The organism is Nonomuraea sp. NPDC049421, assembly GCF_040677005.1.
Taxonomy (GTDB): domain Bacteria; phylum Actinomycetota; class Actinomycetes; order Streptosporangiales; family Streptosporangiaceae; genus Nonomuraea; species Nonomuraea salmonea.
The window spans coordinates 215,694-231,337 of record NZ_JBFAQA010000006.1 but is presented as its reverse complement, the minus strand read 5'-3'; the positions used below and the strand labels follow the sequence as shown (position 1 = coordinate 231,337).

Here is a 15,644-nt window from a genome sequence, read left to right as displayed (position 1 = left end):
TTGCCCTGACCGGCCCTGATCACAACCGGCGCCGCCCCTACAGCCAGCCACGTTCCTTGGCGCGCAGGGCCGCCTGGAAGCGGGTGGCCGCGTCCAGGCGGGCCATCAGTTCCGCCACGTGCGCGCGGAACTTGCGCACCGACACGCTGATCGACCGGGCGGCGGCCTCGTCGTTGTCGTGCCGGGTCAGCGCGTGCAGGACCTGCTGCTCGATCGGTGACAGCGGCAGGTCATCCAGGTCACGGCCTCGCGCCCACATGCCGTCGAAGACGTCGGCCAGCATCATCACCACGCCCGGCTGCCGGATCTGCAACGCCCCCGCACTCGCCCGTGCGGGGTCGGCCTGGACGAAGGCGATCGTGCGGTTGACGATGGCCAGGTGCCTCACCGGCTCGGTGGTCACCCGGTGCAAGTCGCCCAGGGCGTGCAAGGTCCGTGCGTGCGACTCCTCGTCCCGGTTCTCCAGCGTGTCCGCGGGGAACAGGGTGCGACTGCGTAACCCGCGCGCCAGCAGCCGTCGGAACGGCCGGTCGTCGTAGCCGGGCGAGGCGTTGATGGCGCGGATCTTCAGGTGCGCGAACTCGCCGGGGTCGGCGGCCAGCAGCGTACGCATGCGACGGGTGACAGCCGCGCCCTCAGGGATGTGCTCGACCAGTTGGACCTGCCGGCCGCTACGGTGCTCCTCCGTCAGCTCGGTGAGCACCTCCCAGGCGAGGGTCAGCTCAGTGAGCTGGCGCTGTGTCTGCTCGATGCGTCGCCGTACCAGTACGTCGATTGCGGCGGCCGGAGGTAGCGCGGTCAGCGTGCCGTCCACCAGCTCAAGCGAACGCAGCTCCGCCAGCACCAGCCGCACGCCGGGCATGACCAGCTCGGCCCCGGCCGCCTTTGGGTCCGCATGGGGATGGCGCAGCAGGTAGCGATAGAGACGCTCCTGCTCGGCGGTCAACCCCAGGCTCGCCATGCTCATCGTCACTCCGGATCTCGCACGCGTGCCCCCTCGCGGCCACGAGGTCTGTCACGCGTTCGCATCTTGCTTGTTCAGCTGCGTTCGGGAAGGTCACCGCGGGCGCTGTACCGAGCGCGAGGTGGGCCGGCCCCACCTTCCATGACCAGAGGGCGCCGTGCGGAAAGACCGGCACCCTCCGTCGACGCCGCTGTCCATCCGGCTCGTCCAGCGGTTCGTGTTCACCGTTCGGCCGGCGGTGCGGTGGCGAGCCGTGCGGTTGTCGCGGTGAGCCACAGCAGGCCCAGCGCCGCCCCCGTGAAGAAGGCCAGCACGCTGGTCGCGGATCCGGCGAAGCCGGCCAGGACCGCCAACGGAACGATCCGACAGGCCGCCGCCCAGCCGCGTCGGCCCTGGCCCGAGAAGCGGCGGGCCAGCACGAAGAACGCCGCGCACAGCGCCAGGTAGCCGACCATGCCGCCGAGCATGTGGACGATGCCGCTGGTGCTGATTGAGGCGTCGGGGCCTTCAGGGGCATCGGCGGGGAAGCCCGCGCCGGGGTCGGCGGGGAACACCGCGCTGACCAGGAACGAGGTCCCGAACACAGCGATGAGCCTGGGCGCCCAGGTGCCGCCGGGCCCGCCGTCGAGCGTCCGCCGCATCCCCATCGCGCCGGCGATGATCAGCGCTGCGGTGAGTACGAAGCTGGTCTCCTGGATCCAGCCCAGATCACCGAGGCTGAGCTGGCTGATGGCGTTGCGGGTGAAGTCGAAGCCGTCACGGAACACGCCCTGAAGGACACCGACCGTAAGGAACAGTGGGCCCGCGGCGATACCGCACCCGAGCAGGAGGCGGGCTGCCGGACGAGTTGTCCGCGCGGGACGGATGGGGGCGGCTGAGGGCTGGATCGTCTGCGTCATGAGGGGCTACTTGCTCCATGGATTACGGGCGGGCCGGTCCGGCCGGCTGGCCGAACGAGCAGTAAGCTTGTCTTTTGCAAGTACAGTTTGTCAACTGAAGTTCCATGGAGAGTGTGCAGCATGATGGGTCGTGAGTACGGACGGTTCTGTGGTCTGGCCCGCGCGCTGGAGATGGCTGGCGGACGCTACAGAAAAACCCCAGCTCAGCACAGTGAGCTGGGGTTTTCGCTGTTCGTCAGGCGGGGCGTTCGTCGACGCCCACTGCGCCGACGCCGCTGGTGAAGATGCCGCCGCAGTAGCCCTGCGACTGGCCCGATGCGCCGGGGGTGAGGCGGACCCATTCGCCGACCACGTCGGGGGCGCGGCCGCAGACCACCACGGCGCGGAAGATCCAGGTGCCGCCCGTCGGGTTGGAGCAGGAGGCGATGCCGAGGTCGCGGTCGTTCTCGTGGACGAAGGTGTGGCAGTTGAGGTGGTTGGCCGCGGCGGCCGGTGACGCGGTGAGTCCCGTCGTCAGCAGCGCGAGCGCGCCGGCCGCCGCGATCCACATCCTTTTGGACATTGCCCCTCCTGGACGAACGATCGAACGTTACTTTCCGTAGTCGATCGTAAGCGAGGAGTCGCAGCCTGCCTAGCGGTAATAGCCCTCGACGGGAGTGCGGGCCTCGTCGTACAGGGCGGGGCCGGACGCGGGCGGGTCGGTGAAGGCGGTGCCAGGGGGCTTGAGGCCGTCGAGCTGCTCGCCCGACAGGGCGTAGACCACCCGGCCGAGGCCCGAGCGGGCGATGGCGCCGGCGCACATGCCGCAGGGCTGGCAGCTGGTGAACATCGTGGTGGCCGCCGCCGTCCCGGGGTCGAGCTCGCGGGCGGCCCAGCGGGCCAGCTTCAGCTCGGGGTGGGCGGTGATGTCGCGGTCGGTGAGCGAGCTGTTGCGCTCTTCGGCCAGGATCGTGCCGTCGGCGGCGGCCAGCAGCGAGCCGAACGGCGGGTCGCCGCCCTCCCGTGCCTCGGCGGCCAGCTCGATCGCGCGGCGCAGCAGGCGCTCCTCGTCAGGTGTCACCATGACCAGCTCCTCATCGGTATGTCGGGTCACAGCAGCCTCTCATGCCACCGCTACGACTCCTGGAGGCGGCGGATCATGGCCTGCTTGGCGGCGGCGAACTCGTCGTCCGTCAGCACGCCCGACTGGTGGAGCCGGCCCAGCTCGGCCAGGCGGCGCAGCACCGCGTCGTGGACGTCGTCGTCGGGGGCCGGCGCGGGCGGCAGCTCGGGCAGCTCGCGGGGCAGGCGGGCCAGGACGGCCGCGGCCACCAGCGCGGTGGTGCCGCCGAAGCGCTGCACGCTCCACGCCACACAGCGCGGGTCCTTCTGCGGCGGCAGGGAGGGCCCGCCGCCCTTGACCCGGAAGCGCAGCGTGCCGTAGCCCATGCCGGACTGCGGCTTCCACTCCACGCCCGCCACGTCGGTCAGCGGGAACTCCTGCGTGCCCATCTTCTCCTTGTCGCTGCCGGCCCAGCCGGTCCACTCGAGGCGGATGCGCTCGCCGTCGAAGAACACCTGGCCGTCGCCGGCCGTGGCGGTGATGGGGACGTCGGGGACGCGCAGGAGGTAGTCGTCGCAGGGGCCGCTGGGCGTCTCGAAGACCCGCAGGGTGTCGCGGACCTCGTCGGCGAAGTATTCGGCCGCCCCGGCCCGCGCCTTGGGCACGGCCAGCCGGTACGGATCGGCCGGCGCCGCCAGCGCCCCCGCCACCACGTCGGACAGCGCGTCGGCCCCCTTGCGCAGCCGCAGCCGGAGGTGGCCGCCCTTGCGCCCGGGCTCGAACGCCGCCCCCGCGATGGCCTCCAGCGGCACCTCGACCTCACCGAGCGTCCTGCGCAGCTCATCGACGCGTTTGTCGCTGCCGGGGACGATCCGCAGTAATTCGCCATTGAACGTCCACTGCCCGTCGGGCACCGCGATCTCGGCCATATTCTCAGCCTAGGACACGCTCGCGGCACGATCACAGACGAAGGAGCGGGATGGAGATCTTCACGAGCTGGCCGTCCTGGGCGCACGCGGAGGGCCCGCTGGCCGCGGCGCTCCCGGAGCGCACCGTGGACGCCCTGCGTGACGCGGTCGCCTTCGCCCGGCGCCGGCACGGGGTCCAGCAGCGTCCCACGGGACGGCCGTACCTCGAGCATCTGCTGGAGGCGCTGGAGGTGGCGGTGCGCGGCGCGGGGCTGAGCGACAGGGACGTGCTGGTGTCGATCGTGCTGCACGACGTCCTGGAGGACACGGCCTGCACCGAGGCGGAGGTGGCGCGCAGGTTCGGGCCCGAGGTGGGGGCGCTGGTGCGGTGGGTGACGAAGCCGCCGGGCGGGGCGAAGGCGGACCATCTCGCCTCGCTGGTGAAGGCGCCGCCCAAGGCCGTGCTGGTCAAGCTTGCCGACCGGGTGAGCAACGTGCAGGAACTGCAGCGGATGCCGTGGCGGTTCCAGCGGCGCTACTACCTGGAGACGGTGGCGTACGTCATGCCGCTGGCGGGGGCGCATCCGTGGTTCGCGCAGTGGTTCGGCGACTGGCGCGGGCGATGGCGGCGGGTGGAGCGCTGGCCGGCCTGACGCACGGGAAGCGGGCCCCGCGTCGAGGGCCCGCTCGCACCGGTGAGCTACGACTCCGCGTGCACCGCCCGCTCGTCGGGCACGCAGTGGGTCATCTTCAGGTTCTCGACGTCGCGGGGGCCGTTCCTGCCCAGCTTGGTGAGCCGGTTGCGGTCCTCGTCGGTGAGGTCCTGGCTCTGCAGCGGCTCCAGGTGGGCCACGTCGTCCGGCGTGATGCCGAGGCCCTCGCCGACGCGCAGGCCGAGGTCGTCCTCGGCGAGCAGGAAGTGCCAGACCATGCGCTCCTGGATGGCGCGGTCGCACTGCTTGAGGTTGGTGACGAAGTTGCGGACGAGGTCGTCGCGCTCCCACTCCTCCATCAGCAGATACCGCTGCCCGGCCTGCGTGTAGTCGTTGGTACGCGGGATCCGCTTGCGGGTCAGCCGGCCGGAGATGACCGGGCCCACCTCGTCGGGGTGCGGATAGTGCGCCTCGCGCAGCCCGTCGCGCAGTGACGGCTCGTAGTTGATGTGCGGGTCCTCGCCGCCGGTGTCCACGAAGTACGTCATCTGGCCGTCGCGCTGGTTGGTCCGGCACTCGGCCCTGGTCTGGTTGACCGGGAGCTGCAGGTAGTTCGGCCCGACCCGGTAACGCTGGGTGTCGCTGTAGGAGAACGTCCGGCCGATGAGCATCTTGTCGTCGGAGAAGTCGAGGCCGTCCACCAGCACGCCGGTGCCGAACGCGGACTGCTCGTTCTCGGCGAACTGGTTGTCCACGTTGCGGTTCAGCACCATCCGGCCGACCGGCAGCGCGGGGAACTCGTTCTCCGGCCAGACCTTCGTGTCGTCGAGCGGGTCGAAGTCCAGCTCGGAATGCTCGTCGTCGGTCATGATCTGCACGAGCAGCTCCCACTCGGGGAACTCGCCGCGCTCGATCGCGTCGTGCAGGTCCTTGGTGGCGTGGCCGAGGTCGTGCGCCTGGACGGCGGCGGCGTCGGCCTCGGTCATGCTGCGTACGCCCTGCTTGGGCATCCAGTGGTACTTGACCAGCCGCGACTCGCCCGCCGCGTTGACCCACTTGTAGGTGTTGACCCCGAAGCCCTGCATGTGCCGGTAGCCGGCCGGGATGCCGCGCGGGCTGAACAGGTTGACCAGCATGTGCAGGCTCTCCGGCGTCTGCGACATGAAGTCGAAGATCCGGTTCGGGTCCTGGCGGAACGTCACGGGATCCGGTTTGAGCGCGTGGATCACGTCGGGGAACTTGATGGCGTCCCTGATGAAGAAGACGGCCAGGTTGTTGCCCACGAGGTCCCAGTTGCCGTCCTCGGTGTAGAACTTGACGGCGAAGCCGCGCGGGTCGCGGGCCGTCTCGGCCGAGTCGCGGCCGCCGATCACCGTGGAGAAGCGCACGGCCACGTCGGTGCGCTTGCCTTCTTCCTGGAAGAGCTTGGCCCTGGTGTAGCGGGCGATGGGCTCGTCGCCGAGCTTGCCGTACGACTCGAAGTAGCCGTAGCTGAGCGTGCCCCTCGCGTGGACGACGCGCTCGGGGATGCGTTCGCGGTCGAAGTGGCTGATCTTCTCCAGGAACTGGTAGTTCTCCAGCGTCGCCGGGCCGCGCGGGCCGACCGTCCGCTGGTTCTGGTTGTCGTAGACCGGGTGCCCCTGCCGGTTGGTGAGGATGGGGCGCTGGTCTTCCGGCTGTGAGCCTTGGCCCGAAACGTCGGTCATCGTGCCGTTTCCTTCCCCGTTGCGTCGTCCTGTCCGCCTGCCCGCGAGGCAGGGACGAAAACAGGGGGAGGAACGGCTAGGCGCGGCGGCTGCCGGGCGGCACGACCTGGAGCGCGGTCTCCAGCGCGGTCGCCTCCTCGGGAGTGAGCCGTTCGAGGAAGTGGACCAGCGTGGCGGCCTGGTTGCCGCTGGCCGCCAGCGCGTGGCGCATCAGCTCGGCGGTGTAGGCCTCTTTGGTGGCGATGGGCTCGTACACGTAGGCCCGCCCGACCGGCTCGCGCCGCAGCAGGCCCTTGGTGTGCAGCTTGTCCATCACGGTCATGACCGTGGTGTAGGCGATCTCGCGCTCCTTGCGGAGGTCTTCGAGCACGTCGCGGACGGAGGCGGGCCTGCGGTGGGCCCACATCCTGTCCATGATCGTGGACTCGAGGTCTCCGAGGGGGCGTCTCATGCCCCACATGTTAAGGCTTGGTCACGTACGCGCTAACGACTCACACCGTCGGCCGGCTTGCGGAGCAGGTCGAGGTCGGACCGGCGGGGCAGGCTCTCCCAGTCGCCCTGCGAGGTGACCGCGAACGCCCCCGCCGCGCACGCCGTGGCCAGCCGGTCGGCGGGCTTGGCCCCGGCCAGCCAGTCGGCCAGCCAGCCCGCCGCGAACGCGTCGCCCGCGCCGACCGAGTCGACCTCGGTCACCTGGTACGGCTCCGCCCGCAGCACCGCCCCGCCGGACAGCTCCATGGCCCCTTCGGCGCCGAACTTGATCAGCACGTGCTTCGGCCCCCGGCCGGCCAGCTCGGCGGCCAGCTCATCGGCGCCCTCGACGTCGGCGATCAGCCGGCCCTCAGCCTCGGTGGCGAACAGCACGTCCACCTCGCCGATCACCTCGCGCAGCCACGCCCCGGCCTCCTCGGGGCTCCACAGCGCGCGCCGGTAGTTGACGTCCAGCGAGATCGGCACCCCGGCGTCTCTGGCGACGGCCATGGCGTGGCGTACGGCCTCGCGCGCCGACGCCGAAAGGGCAGGCGTGATCGCGGAGACGTGCAGGATCCTGGCCGACCTGATGAGGGCGGGGTCGAGGTCATCGGCGCGCAGCCGCGAGCCCGCGCTGTCCCTGCGGTAGTAGCGCACGTCGATGAGGTCGGCGGTGCGCCTGCCCTTGATCATCAGCCCGGTGGGCGCGTCGGGGTCGGGGATCGCCCGCACATCGACGCCCTCGCCGGCGAGCGTGAACCTGATCAGGTCGCCGAACTCGTCGGCGCCCACCCGGCCCACCCACGTGGCCGCGTGACCGAGCCGGGACACGCCGATCGCGACGTTCGACTCCGCGCCGCCCAGGCCGAGGTCGAAGTCGCGGGCGAAGCGCAGCGGCCCCGTGCGGCGCGCCGCGAACAGCGCCATGGTCTCACCGAAGGTCACCAGCTCAGTCATCGGATCGTGCTCCCCAGCCCTTCCTCGAACCAGCGCCCGCGTCGGCGCGCCCCCACCCTAGCGGGGCGCGCCTGCCCGGTTCCGAGGGGTCAACCCTGGGGGCGTTCGCCCAGTTCGCCGGTCCAGCCGGACTCCTCGAAGGTCACCTTCGTGGTGTCCTCGCCCCGCTCTGCCACCGAGTACTCCAGCAGCTTCGCCGTGTCCTCGTCCACGACCAGCCGGAACTCGTAGCCGTCGTCGCTGTCCACCTCCAGGCCGACGCCCGCGCGGCCGGCGGCGTCCTTGACCTCGCCGTCCGAGCGGATGCCCGGCTGGTCGGCGAGGATGCGGAAGATCGCGGCGCGGGTGCCGGGGGTGGTGGGGGCGGTCATCAGGTCGACGGTGGTCTGCCACAGGTAGAGGTCGAACTCCTTGCCGTCCTCGGGCAGGCGCTTGAACTGCGCCTTCAGCCGGGCGGCCAGCGCCTTCTTCGACCGTGGCAGGTCGCCGACGTTCTGCATGGTGATGTCCATGTTCTCGATGGACAGCGGCCTGGGCAGGGTGTCGTCGACGTTCTCGGGGCGCTCTTGCAAGAGCTTGGGCGAGCCCTCCTTGCGCCAGGCGGCCTCGTCCTCCGGCGTGGGGAAGACGACCTCGCGGTCGGTGCGCCTGGTGCGGTGGGTGCCGCCCGCCTTCTTGGGCCGCCAGCGCTCCTCGGACTCGACGACGTACGCCTTGAACGGGGGGCCGTCGGGGTAGACGCGCTCGCGCAGGTCCGCCAGTTTCTTGTTGTACTTCTCGTTGATCGCGATCAGCTCGTCGTCCTCGGCGCCGGTCCTGTCGATCTCGGCCTGCTCCTGGCGCTGGAGCTTGCTCACCCCGTCCCAGAACTCCTTGGGCCAGTAGCCGGTGGGGGAGGTCGTGCGCTGGCGGACGTACCAGTAGGCGCCGGACGTGGGCCGCTCGCGCAGCGCGGTGTCGGCGGCGGCGAGCAGGAAGGCGCGGGCGTCGATCCTGGTGGCCGGCGACGCCCCAGGGTCGCCGGACGGGACCTGCCGGGCGGCCGGGGTGCTCGCGGGCGGGGCGGCCGGGGGCGGGGTGACGAGCACGCCGGTGGCGGCGACGGCGGCGCCCGCGGCGATCGCGCCGGCCGCCAGCAGGAACACGGGACGGCGGGCCGGGCGCCGGTCGTCGGCGAACGCGCGGGCCAGGTCCGCGCCGCGGCGCCGCTCGTAGCTGTCCTCGGCGAGTTCGTCGAGCTTGTCGGGCTTGAGCCGGGCGAACGTACGATCGGTCATGTTCTCCCCCTGTGGGTGGTCTTGCGCACGTCAGCTCTCCTCGGCGAATCGGCTGCGCGGCGGTCGTGCCGGTGACCGGGCGGCCTGGCGGCTGAGGGTGCCGCTGAGCCGCTTGCGCGCCCGGTGCAGCCGGACGTTGAACGTCCGCGCCGAGCAGCCCATGACGGTCGCTGCCTGGTCGGGCGTCAGGCCGTACCAGGTGGCCAGGATCATCGCCTCCACGTCCTTCTCCGGAAGGGCGCGCAGGGCGGAGACCGCCTGCTCACGGTCCACCACGTGCTCGGCGACGTCCCAGGCGAGGTGCTCGTGCTCGCTGGTCAGCGCGGCGATCCGCTCGACCAGGTCCTGCCGCCGGTGCCGTACCTGACGTTGCTTGGCGAGTTTGTTGCGGGCGACGCCTAGCAGCCAGGGCAGCACCTGCTCGGGCGGTTCGTCGAGCCGCCGCCAGGCCACGAGGAACGTCTCGCTGCACACGTCCTCCGCCACGGCCTGCTCGACGCGGAGCAGCACGTAGCCCAGCACGTTCCGGTAGTACCGGTCGTACAGCGCGGTGAATCGCTCTTTGGGATCGTCCACACCCAGTAGTCCCGGCGGCGGTCTCTCGATTACCACGGGAGGCGAGGATTCCTCAGAGACCGGCGAGGAGCGCCGCGGTCTCCTGCTGCTCCGGCACGCCGATGCCGGTGAACAGGGCGTGGGCCTGGGCCCACAGGCGGGCCGCCCGGCCGTCGTCGCCCGCCCTGCTGCGGGCGTTCCCGAGCGTGGTCAGGGCGCGGGCGTGCTGCAGCGGCTGTCCCGACCTGCGGGCGTGCCGCAGCGCCCGCTCGCACTCACGTACGCACGACTCGGTGTCGCCGGACGCCAGGTGGCCGGCGGCGCGCAGGATGTGCGCCCGGGGCAGGTCGAGCGGGTTGGCGGTGCGCGCCAGCTCCAGCGCGTGACCCGCGTCCAGCATGGCGTCGGCGTGCCTGCCCTGGCGCAGCCGGACCTCCGCGCGTTCCAGCAGCACCTGGTCGAGGTCCATGCCGGTGTCCTCGGCGAGCCTGGCCGCCGTGTCGAGACGCGCCAGCGCGGCCTCCACCCGGCCGAGCCCGGTCTCGGCGGCGGCGGTGCCGGCGAGCGAGGCGATCTGGCAGCGCCGGTTCTCGACCTCGTGCGCGAGGCCGAGCGCGCGGGCGAAGGCGTCGATCGCGCGTACGTGGTCGCCGGCGTCGCGGTGCACCCAGCCGTACGTCTCGTACGTGACCGCCTCGGCGTAGAGCAGGCCCGCCCCCTGGGCCAGGGCCAGCGCCTCGTCCAGGTGGCCGAGCGCGTCGGCGAACCTGGCCTGCCGCTGCCGGACGAGCGCCAGGTTGACCAGCGTCAGCGTCCGCAGATGTGTGTCCTCGGGCCGGCCCGTGAGCGCGAGGCAGGCCAGCAGCGACTCCTCCGCCTGGTCGAGGTGGGCGAGCTTGAGGTGGGCGGAGGCCAGGTTGTTGAGCACCCGCGCCTCGCCGCGTACCAGGCCGAGCGAGCGGTTGATCTTCGCGGCCCGCCGGTAGAGCGGGATGGCCCGGCGCGGCTCGCCGAGCTGCTTGCGCGCCACGCCGAGGGCCTGCAGCACCGCCGCCTCCTGCTGCGGCCAGTCCGTGCGGCGGCACAGCTCCTGTGCCCGCCCGAGGTAGCCGAGCGCGCCCTTGAGGTCGGCGACGAGCAGGCGGGCCCGGCCGATCGAGTGGCACATCGCCGCCTGTCCGCGCAGGTCGCCGGCGCGTTCCGCGGCGGCGAGCGCGGTCTCGGCCAGACGCAGCCACTCCACGCGGCTGCGCCGGTACTGCAGCAGCACGTCGGTCAGCGCCTCGACCAGCAGCCAGGCGTACGGCGGCGTGCCGGAGGCGATCACCCCGGCCAGGTTGTCCCACTCGACGTCCAGCCAGGCGAGCGCCTCCTCCCGCCCGGTGAAGGCCACGGGTTCGCCTGGGGTCTCCGGTACCTCGAAACCGGCCGCCGTGAGCGCGCCCGCGGCGGTGCGCAGGTAGTGGTCGTACAGGCGCCGGAGAGCGGCCTCCCGGTCGGCGGCGGAGTCCTCGGCGAGGCCGAGCTGGGCCGCGTACTCCCACACCAGGTCGTGCGCGGCGAAACGGTCGGGGCCGACCTCCTCGATCAGGTGGATGCGCGCCGCCGTGCCGAGCAGCACCGCCGCCTGCTCAGGCGTGGTGTCGGCCAGGGCGGCGACCGCCGCGGCCGACACGCCGGCCCCCTGCGCCAGGCCGAGCAGGCGGAACACCCGCCGCGCCGGCGAGGGCAGCGCCCGGTACGACAGATCGAGCGCCGCCCGCACCGCCACGCTCTCGTCGCCGTCCACCCGCAGGCGCACCAGCCGCCCCCGGTCGGCGAGCTCGCGCACGTAGTCGCCGATCCTGCGGTGCTCGTGGTCGCCGATCCAGGACATGGCGATGGACAGCGCGAGCGGCAGGCGGCCGCAGAGCGCGACCAGCTCCCGCGACGCCTCCGACTCGCGCGACAGCCGCTCCTCGCCGACGCCCGCCGAGATCAGCCGCAGCGCCTCGTCCTGCTCCAGCACGCCGAGCGTGACGCGTTCGACGCCGTCCAGGGCGACCAGGCCGCCCAGCCGGTTCCTGCTGGTGATGACGACGCGGCAGCCGGGGTCGCCGGGCAGCAGCGGGCGTACCTGGTCGGGCTCTGCGACGTCGTCCAGCACCAGCAGCACCCGCCGGCCCGCGAGCAGCGAGCGGTAGAGCGCGACCTGCGCGTCCAGCTCGACGGGGATGTCCTTGGCCGCCTGCCCCAGCCCCTGCAGCAGCAGCGGCAGCGCCTCGGCGGGCGTCATCGGCGCACGCCGGTCGAAGCCCCGCAGGTCGAGGAAGAGCTGCCCACCGGGGAACCGGTCCGCCCGCCGGTGCGCCCACCGCAGCGCCAGCGCCGTCTTGCCGACGCCCGCCGGCCCGGCCACGAGCGTCACCCGGCCGTCGTCCATGCGCCGCAGCTCCGCCTCGCGGCCGACGAAGTGGCCGGTGACGGGCGGGAGCTGGCGGGGGACCGGCGCTATTGGCTCGTCCGCCTGCTCTCCTGGCGGCTCTCCCGGCGGCTCTCCCGGCGGCTCGGCCTGGGAGGTCTCGGCCAGCAGGCGCTGGTGCAGCGCCTGCAGGTCCTTGCCCGGTTCCACACCGACCTCGCGGACGAGCCGGTCGCGGAACTCCCGGTAGACGCGCAGCGCCTCGGGCAGGCGTCCGTCGCGGTGCAGCGCCAGCATGAGCAGCCCGTACGGCCGCTCCCGCAGCGGCTGCTCGGCCACCAGCCTGCTCAGCCCGGCCACGACCGCCTGATGGCGGCCCAGCTCCAGCTGGGCCCGCGCGCGGCCCTCGATCGCCTGGATGCGCAGCTCGTCGAGCCGGTGCCGCTCCGCCGCCGCGACGGGCCCGCCCAGATCCGGGTACGGGTCGCCGCGCCACAGATCGAGCGCCCTGTCGTACGCGGCGACGGCGTCCTCGGGCGCCGCGCCGCCCGCCTGCCCGACCAGGGCGCCGAACGCGTCGGCGTCCACCTCGACGGCGCCCTCGGGGATCAGGTAGCCGGGACTCCTGGTGACGATCGCCTCGCCGAGCGCCCTGCGCAGCTCCGTGACCAGCGCCCGCACCCGGGGCGCCGCCGACGGCGGCGGGTCGGCGCCCCAGAGCCGCTCGGCCAGCCGCTCCACCGAGACCACGCACCCGGCGTCGAGCAGCAGGGCGGCGAGCAACGCGCGCTGCCTGCCGGTCAGGCGCACCGCCTCGCCGTCCACGACGGTCTCCAGGGGACCGAGGAGGAGGACGCGGACAGCCTTACGCACAACCGCAGACGCTAGTGCAGTGCCCATTGAGGGATCAATCGGACCCACCGCCGTTCGTTGCGGGATCCATGCGGCGTCCATACAGCCTCCATGCGGCCGGCTGTCAAAGTGCGTCCAGCACTCCCGTCAAGATTGGGCGCTGTAGAACCGATGAGGCCGCGACTGAAGACCCTCGCCCGCGAGCGCGTCGGGCACGAGCTCAGGCTCGTGTACGACCCCCGCGACCGGCTGGTCCTCACCGACCCTGAGGGGACGGTGGAGAAGCTCCTCGACCTCCTGGAAGAGGGCGGCAGGACGGTCGGGGAACTCGCCGCCGAGCTGTCCCTGCCGGTCTCCGACGTCTCCGCCGCCGTCAAGGCCCTGGACGCGGAGCGGCTGCTCGAGGACGGCGACCACCTCGGCCTGCTCGGCCAGGAAGACGCCGAGCGCCACTTCAGCAACCTGGCCTTCTTCGAGTCGTTCGGCACCCTGGACCGCAGCCGCGAGGACGTGCTGCGCCGGCTGCGCGAGTCGCACGTGCTGGTGCTCGGCACCGGCGGCCTCAACTCCAACACCATCCCCCACCTCGCCGGGCTCGGCGTCGGCAGGATGACCCTGCTCGACCGCGACACCGTGGACCCGCGCAACTTCGCCCGCCAGTACCTCTACCGGTGGGACGACGTCGGCGCGCGCAAGGTGGAGCGCGCCGCCGACTGGGTCCGCGCGTTCGACCCCTCCATCGAGGTCGAGACCGTCGACATGGGCGTGGAGAGCCCCGAGCAGCTCGACGAGCTCGTCGGCCGCACCCGCCCCGACGTGGTGGCCTCCGGCATCGACCGGCCGACCCAGATCGACCTGTGGGTGAACGCGGCCTGCGTGCGGCACGGGGTGCCGTTCGTGCGGGGCGGCATGTGGGTGACCTCGGGGACCGTGTGGTCCGTCCAGCCGGGCGTCAGCGCCTGCCGGGCCTGCGTGCCGCCGAGCGCCGACCCCGACACGCCCGACCTCGCCGCGATCCGCCTCTACCGGGACGGGCCCCGCCCGAACCGCGGCATCGGGCCCGTCGCCGGGCTGCTCGGCGCGTACGGGGCGTTCGAGGTCCTGCGCTACCTCACCGGTTTCGAGCCGCCGGCCTACGCGGGCCGGCCGCTCATCATCGACTTCGCGGGCGGGTGCGCCACCAGCCGCACCGAATGGACCCGCGATCCCGGCTGTGAAGTGTGCGGAGGGAGGTGACCCATGAAGATCGAGATCGTGCGCATCGAGAACACCCGTCTGACCGTCGACGCGGACCCGGGTTCCGACAGCTGAAGTATCGGGGCCGCGCCACTCTCCGGTGTGCGGCGCGGCCCCTCACTCACGTTCTGAGGTGGTGAAGACCGATGACCGCGGCCACGGACGCCGGCCTGCGCGAGCGAGCCGCGCGGCTGACCGTCACCTTCGACGGCGAGGCCTGGGTGCTGGGCCGGCCGGACCTGGGAGTTTTCGTCGCGGTGCCGGAGCCCGGTGCGATCTTCATCACCACCCTGCAGGAGACGGGCTCGGTCACCGAGGCCACCGAGCGGGCGAGCGAGAAGGCCGGCGAGCAGGTCGACGGCGGCGACTTCATCGAGGGGCTCACCGCAGCGGGCCTCCTCGACCCGGCCGCCGCTCAGGACGACGACGACACCGCGGAACGCGGCCGCCGGATCAGGTGGATCGAGGGCATCAGCCCCCAGGCCGCCGCCCGCCTGTTCGGGCGTACCGGCTGGTCGGTGTACGCGGCGGCGCTGGTCTTCGCGCTCGCCGTCCTCGTGGCCCGCCCCGACCTGCGGCCCTCCTGGCAGGACGCGTGGTTCCTGCCCAGCATGGGCCTGTCCGTGCTCGGCTGGCTCGTGCTGGGGATCGCGTTCGGCGCGCTGCACGAGGCATGGCACTGGCTCGCCGGGCGGGCCGTCGGGGTGCCCGCCACGTTCCGCGTCAGCTACCGGGGCATGTACATCGTCTACGAGACCGACCTGACCCAGATCGTCGCGGTGCCGCGTGACCGCCGGCACGGCGTCTATCTCGCCGGGATGGCCGTCGAGGTGGTGGTCGTCGCCGTCGCGCTGGGCCTGCGGATGATCGTCCCGCCCGGCCTGCCGGACGATGTGCTCGCCGCCGTCATCCTGTTCAGGGTCGTCGCCATCGTGTGGCAGTGGGCCGCGCTGCCGCTGCGCAGCGACTCGTACGCGCTGCTCGCCAACGCGCTGCGCTGCCACAACCTCTACCGGACGACCTGGCTGACCGTGAAGAACCGGATCTTCCGCCTCACCGAGGCGGAGGCCGCCGAGCTCGCCGCGTCAGGAGCGCGCGACCGCGACATGGCCCGCTGGTTCGCGCTCCTGTACGTGGCGGGCATGGCGGTCATGGTCTGGCTCTTCCTCACCGTCATGCTGCCCCTCATGGTGTCGCTGGCCCAGTGGGGCATCGAGCGGCTGCTGGCCGGGCAGGTCGGGTCGGCCGCGTTCTGGGAGGCGATCGCGGTCACCGCGTACGTGGCGCTGCGGATCGGCCTGCCCCCGCTGCTCGCCTTCCGCGAACGGCGGCTCCGCCGCGCCGGCGCACTCCTTTAACTCCTGGAGGGGCTGTCCGAGGGCAGCGGGCCGCGTACCGTCTGGCCGAGCGCGCGGGGGTCGGCCTGCGGCCGCCGCTCGGCCAGTGCCTTACCCAGCTCGGCGAACGTCATCGGCCGCTCCTCCAGCAGCGCCCGCCCCACCGCGGCCAGCTCGTCGAGATCGACGCCGGGCAGCCGGCGCCCGAACGCGGTGCGCGTCATGCGCTCGGTGACCTCGATGACGGAGTCGCCGGTGCGGCGCAGCAGATGCTGCATGGCGAGCGTGGCCCGGTTGCGCCCGCGGGGTGACGAGGGGATGCATGGTGACAAGGTAGGGGCTATTGCGGCCGGTCCCGGGCCGCAATAGCCCCAGCGACGCCGGCG

At 72.5% G+C, this 15,644-nt stretch carries 15 protein-coding genes; 3 read left to right on the top strand and 12 right to left on the bottom strand.

Going from position 1 to position 15,644, the window contains the following annotated elements; all coding sequences use genetic code 11:
* Positions 1-37 precede the first annotated feature (37 nt).
* From AB0K18_RS13230 to AB0K18_RS13210, 5 genes are all read right to left on the bottom strand, one after another.
* Positions 38-967 carry a hypothetical protein gene (locus AB0K18_RS13230; RefSeq protein ID WP_364914125.1) on the bottom strand — a complete coding sequence of 310 codons (930 nt, stop codon included), beginning with the start codon at positions 965-967 and terminating at the stop codon, positions 38-40.
* A gap of 218 nt (positions 968-1,185) precedes the next feature.
* Positions 1,186-1,863, bottom strand: coding sequence for a DUF998 domain-containing protein (locus AB0K18_RS13225; RefSeq protein ID WP_364914123.1), 678 nt, complete (start codon positions 1,861-1,863; stop codon positions 1,186-1,188).
* 235 nt (positions 1,864-2,098) lie between these two features.
* Positions 2,099-2,425, bottom strand: coding sequence for a hypothetical protein (locus tag AB0K18_RS13220; RefSeq protein ID WP_364914122.1), 327 nt, complete (start codon positions 2,423-2,425; stop codon positions 2,099-2,101).
* A gap of 69 nt (positions 2,426-2,494) precedes the next feature.
* Entirely contained in the window at positions 2,495-2,926 is a 432-nt protein-coding gene (locus tag AB0K18_RS13215; RefSeq protein WP_364914120.1) for a nucleoside deaminase, read from the bottom strand.
* Between the two features lie 50 nt (positions 2,927-2,976).
* Entirely contained in the window at positions 2,977-3,834 is an 858-nt protein-coding gene (locus tag AB0K18_RS13210) for a DUF4429 domain-containing protein (RefSeq protein ID WP_364914118.1), read from the bottom strand.
* A 50-nt stretch (positions 3,835-3,884) separates the two neighbouring features.
* Between AB0K18_RS13210 and AB0K18_RS13205 the strand changes: the two genes are divergently transcribed.
* Entirely contained in the window at positions 3,885-4,466 is a 582-nt protein-coding gene (locus AB0K18_RS13205) for an HD domain-containing protein (RefSeq protein ID WP_355426850.1), read from the top strand.
* A gap of 47 nt (positions 4,467-4,513) precedes the next feature.
* On the opposite strand, the gene AB0K18_RS13200 is transcribed toward AB0K18_RS13205, so the two are convergent.
* The 6 genes from AB0K18_RS13200 to AB0K18_RS13175 all read right to left on the bottom strand — a co-directional run bounded on the left by AB0K18_RS13200 (position 4,514) and on the right by AB0K18_RS13175 (position 12,706).
* Positions 4,514-6,172, bottom strand: a complete 1,659-nt coding sequence (locus tag AB0K18_RS13200; protein WP_364914117.1) for a catalase — start codon at positions 6,170-6,172, stop codon at positions 4,514-4,516.
* Between the two features lie 76 nt (positions 6,173-6,248).
* A complete protein-coding gene (locus AB0K18_RS13195; RefSeq protein WP_364914115.1) occupies positions 6,249-6,623 on the bottom strand; it encodes a BlaI/MecI/CopY family transcriptional regulator in 375 nt (124 codons plus the stop codon).
* A gap of 32 nt (positions 6,624-6,655) precedes the next feature.
* Positions 6,656-7,600, bottom strand: a complete 945-nt coding sequence (locus AB0K18_RS13190; RefSeq protein WP_364914113.1) for a sugar kinase — start codon at positions 7,598-7,600, stop codon at positions 6,656-6,658.
* An 89-nt stretch (positions 7,601-7,689) separates the two neighbouring features.
* A complete protein-coding gene (locus AB0K18_RS13185; protein WP_364914112.1) occupies positions 7,690-8,877 on the bottom strand; it encodes a hypothetical protein in 1,188 nt (395 codons plus the stop codon).
* A gap of 30 nt (positions 8,878-8,907) precedes the next feature.
* On the bottom strand, positions 8,908-9,453 hold the full coding sequence (locus AB0K18_RS13180) for a sigma-70 family RNA polymerase sigma factor (RefSeq protein WP_364914110.1): 546 nt from the start codon (positions 9,451-9,453) through the stop codon (positions 8,908-8,910).
* 52 nt (positions 9,454-9,505) lie between these two features.
* Entirely contained in the window at positions 9,506-12,706 is a 3,201-nt protein-coding gene (locus AB0K18_RS13175) for a BTAD domain-containing putative transcriptional regulator (protein WP_364914108.1), read from the bottom strand.
* 150 nt (positions 12,707-12,856) lie between these two features.
* Here AB0K18_RS13175 and AB0K18_RS13170 point away from each other — a divergent pair, with 150 nt between their 5' ends.
* A complete protein-coding gene (locus AB0K18_RS13170) occupies positions 12,857-13,921 on the top strand; it encodes a ThiF family adenylyltransferase (protein WP_364914106.1) in 1,065 nt (354 codons plus the stop codon).
* Between the two features lie 146 nt (positions 13,922-14,067).
* Positions 14,068-15,279: a hypothetical protein gene (locus AB0K18_RS13165; RefSeq protein ID WP_364914105.1), complete on the top strand. Its 1,212-nt coding sequence runs from the start codon at positions 14,068-14,070 to the stop codon at positions 15,277-15,279.
* On the opposite strand, the gene AB0K18_RS13160 is transcribed toward AB0K18_RS13165, so the two are convergent.
* Complete coding sequence (locus tag AB0K18_RS13160; protein ID WP_364914103.1) at positions 15,276-15,536, bottom strand: crosslink repair DNA glycosylase YcaQ family protein; 261 nt, start codon at positions 15,534-15,536, stop codon at positions 15,276-15,278. The two genes, AB0K18_RS13165 and AB0K18_RS13160, sit on opposite strands and share 4 nt — an antisense overlap.
* Between the last annotated feature and the right edge of the window lie 108 nt (positions 15,537-15,644).

Coding starts and splice junctions, on each gene's coding strand:
- AB0K18_RS13195 (WP_364914115.1), bottom strand. CDS start 6,623: ATGAGACGCCCCCTCGGAGACCTCGAGTCCACGATCATGGACAGGATG.
- AB0K18_RS13190 (WP_364914113.1), bottom strand. CDS start 7,600: ATGACTGAGCTGGTGACCTTCGGTGAGACCATGGCGCTGTTCGCGGCG.
- AB0K18_RS13215 (WP_364914120.1), bottom strand. CDS start 2,926: ATGGTGACACCTGACGAGGAGCGCCTGCTGCGCCGCGCGATCGAGCTG.
- AB0K18_RS13225 (WP_364914123.1), bottom strand. CDS start 1,863: ATGACGCAGACGATCCAGCCCTCAGCCGCCCCCATCCGTCCCGCGCGG.
- AB0K18_RS13210 (WP_364914118.1), bottom strand. CDS start 3,834: ATGGCCGAGATCGCGGTGCCCGACGGGCAGTGGACGTTCAATGGCGAA.
- AB0K18_RS13185 (WP_364914112.1), bottom strand. CDS start 8,877: ATGACCGATCGTACGTTCGCCCGGCTCAAGCCCGACAAGCTCGACGAA.
- AB0K18_RS13165 (WP_364914105.1), top strand. CDS start 14,068: ATGACCGCGGCCACGGACGCCGGCCTGCGCGAGCGAGCCGCGCGGCTG.
- AB0K18_RS13170 (WP_364914106.1), top strand. CDS start 12,857: ATGAGGCCGCGACTGAAGACCCTCGCCCGCGAGCGCGTCGGGCACGAG.
- AB0K18_RS13205 (WP_355426850.1), top strand. CDS start 3,885: ATGGAGATCTTCACGAGCTGGCCGTCCTGGGCGCACGCGGAGGGCCCG.
- AB0K18_RS13220 (WP_364914122.1), bottom strand. CDS start 2,425: ATGTCCAAAAGGATGTGGATCGCGGCGGCCGGCGCGCTCGCGCTGCTG.
- AB0K18_RS13200 (WP_364914117.1), bottom strand. CDS start 6,172: ATGACCGACGTTTCGGGCCAAGGCTCACAGCCGGAAGACCAGCGCCCC.
- AB0K18_RS13230 (WP_364914125.1), bottom strand. CDS start 967: ATGAGCATGGCGAGCCTGGGGTTGACCGCCGAGCAGGAGCGTCTCTAT.
- AB0K18_RS13160 (WP_364914103.1), bottom strand. CDS start 15,536: ATGCAGCATCTGCTGCGCCGCACCGGCGACTCCGTCATCGAGGTCACC.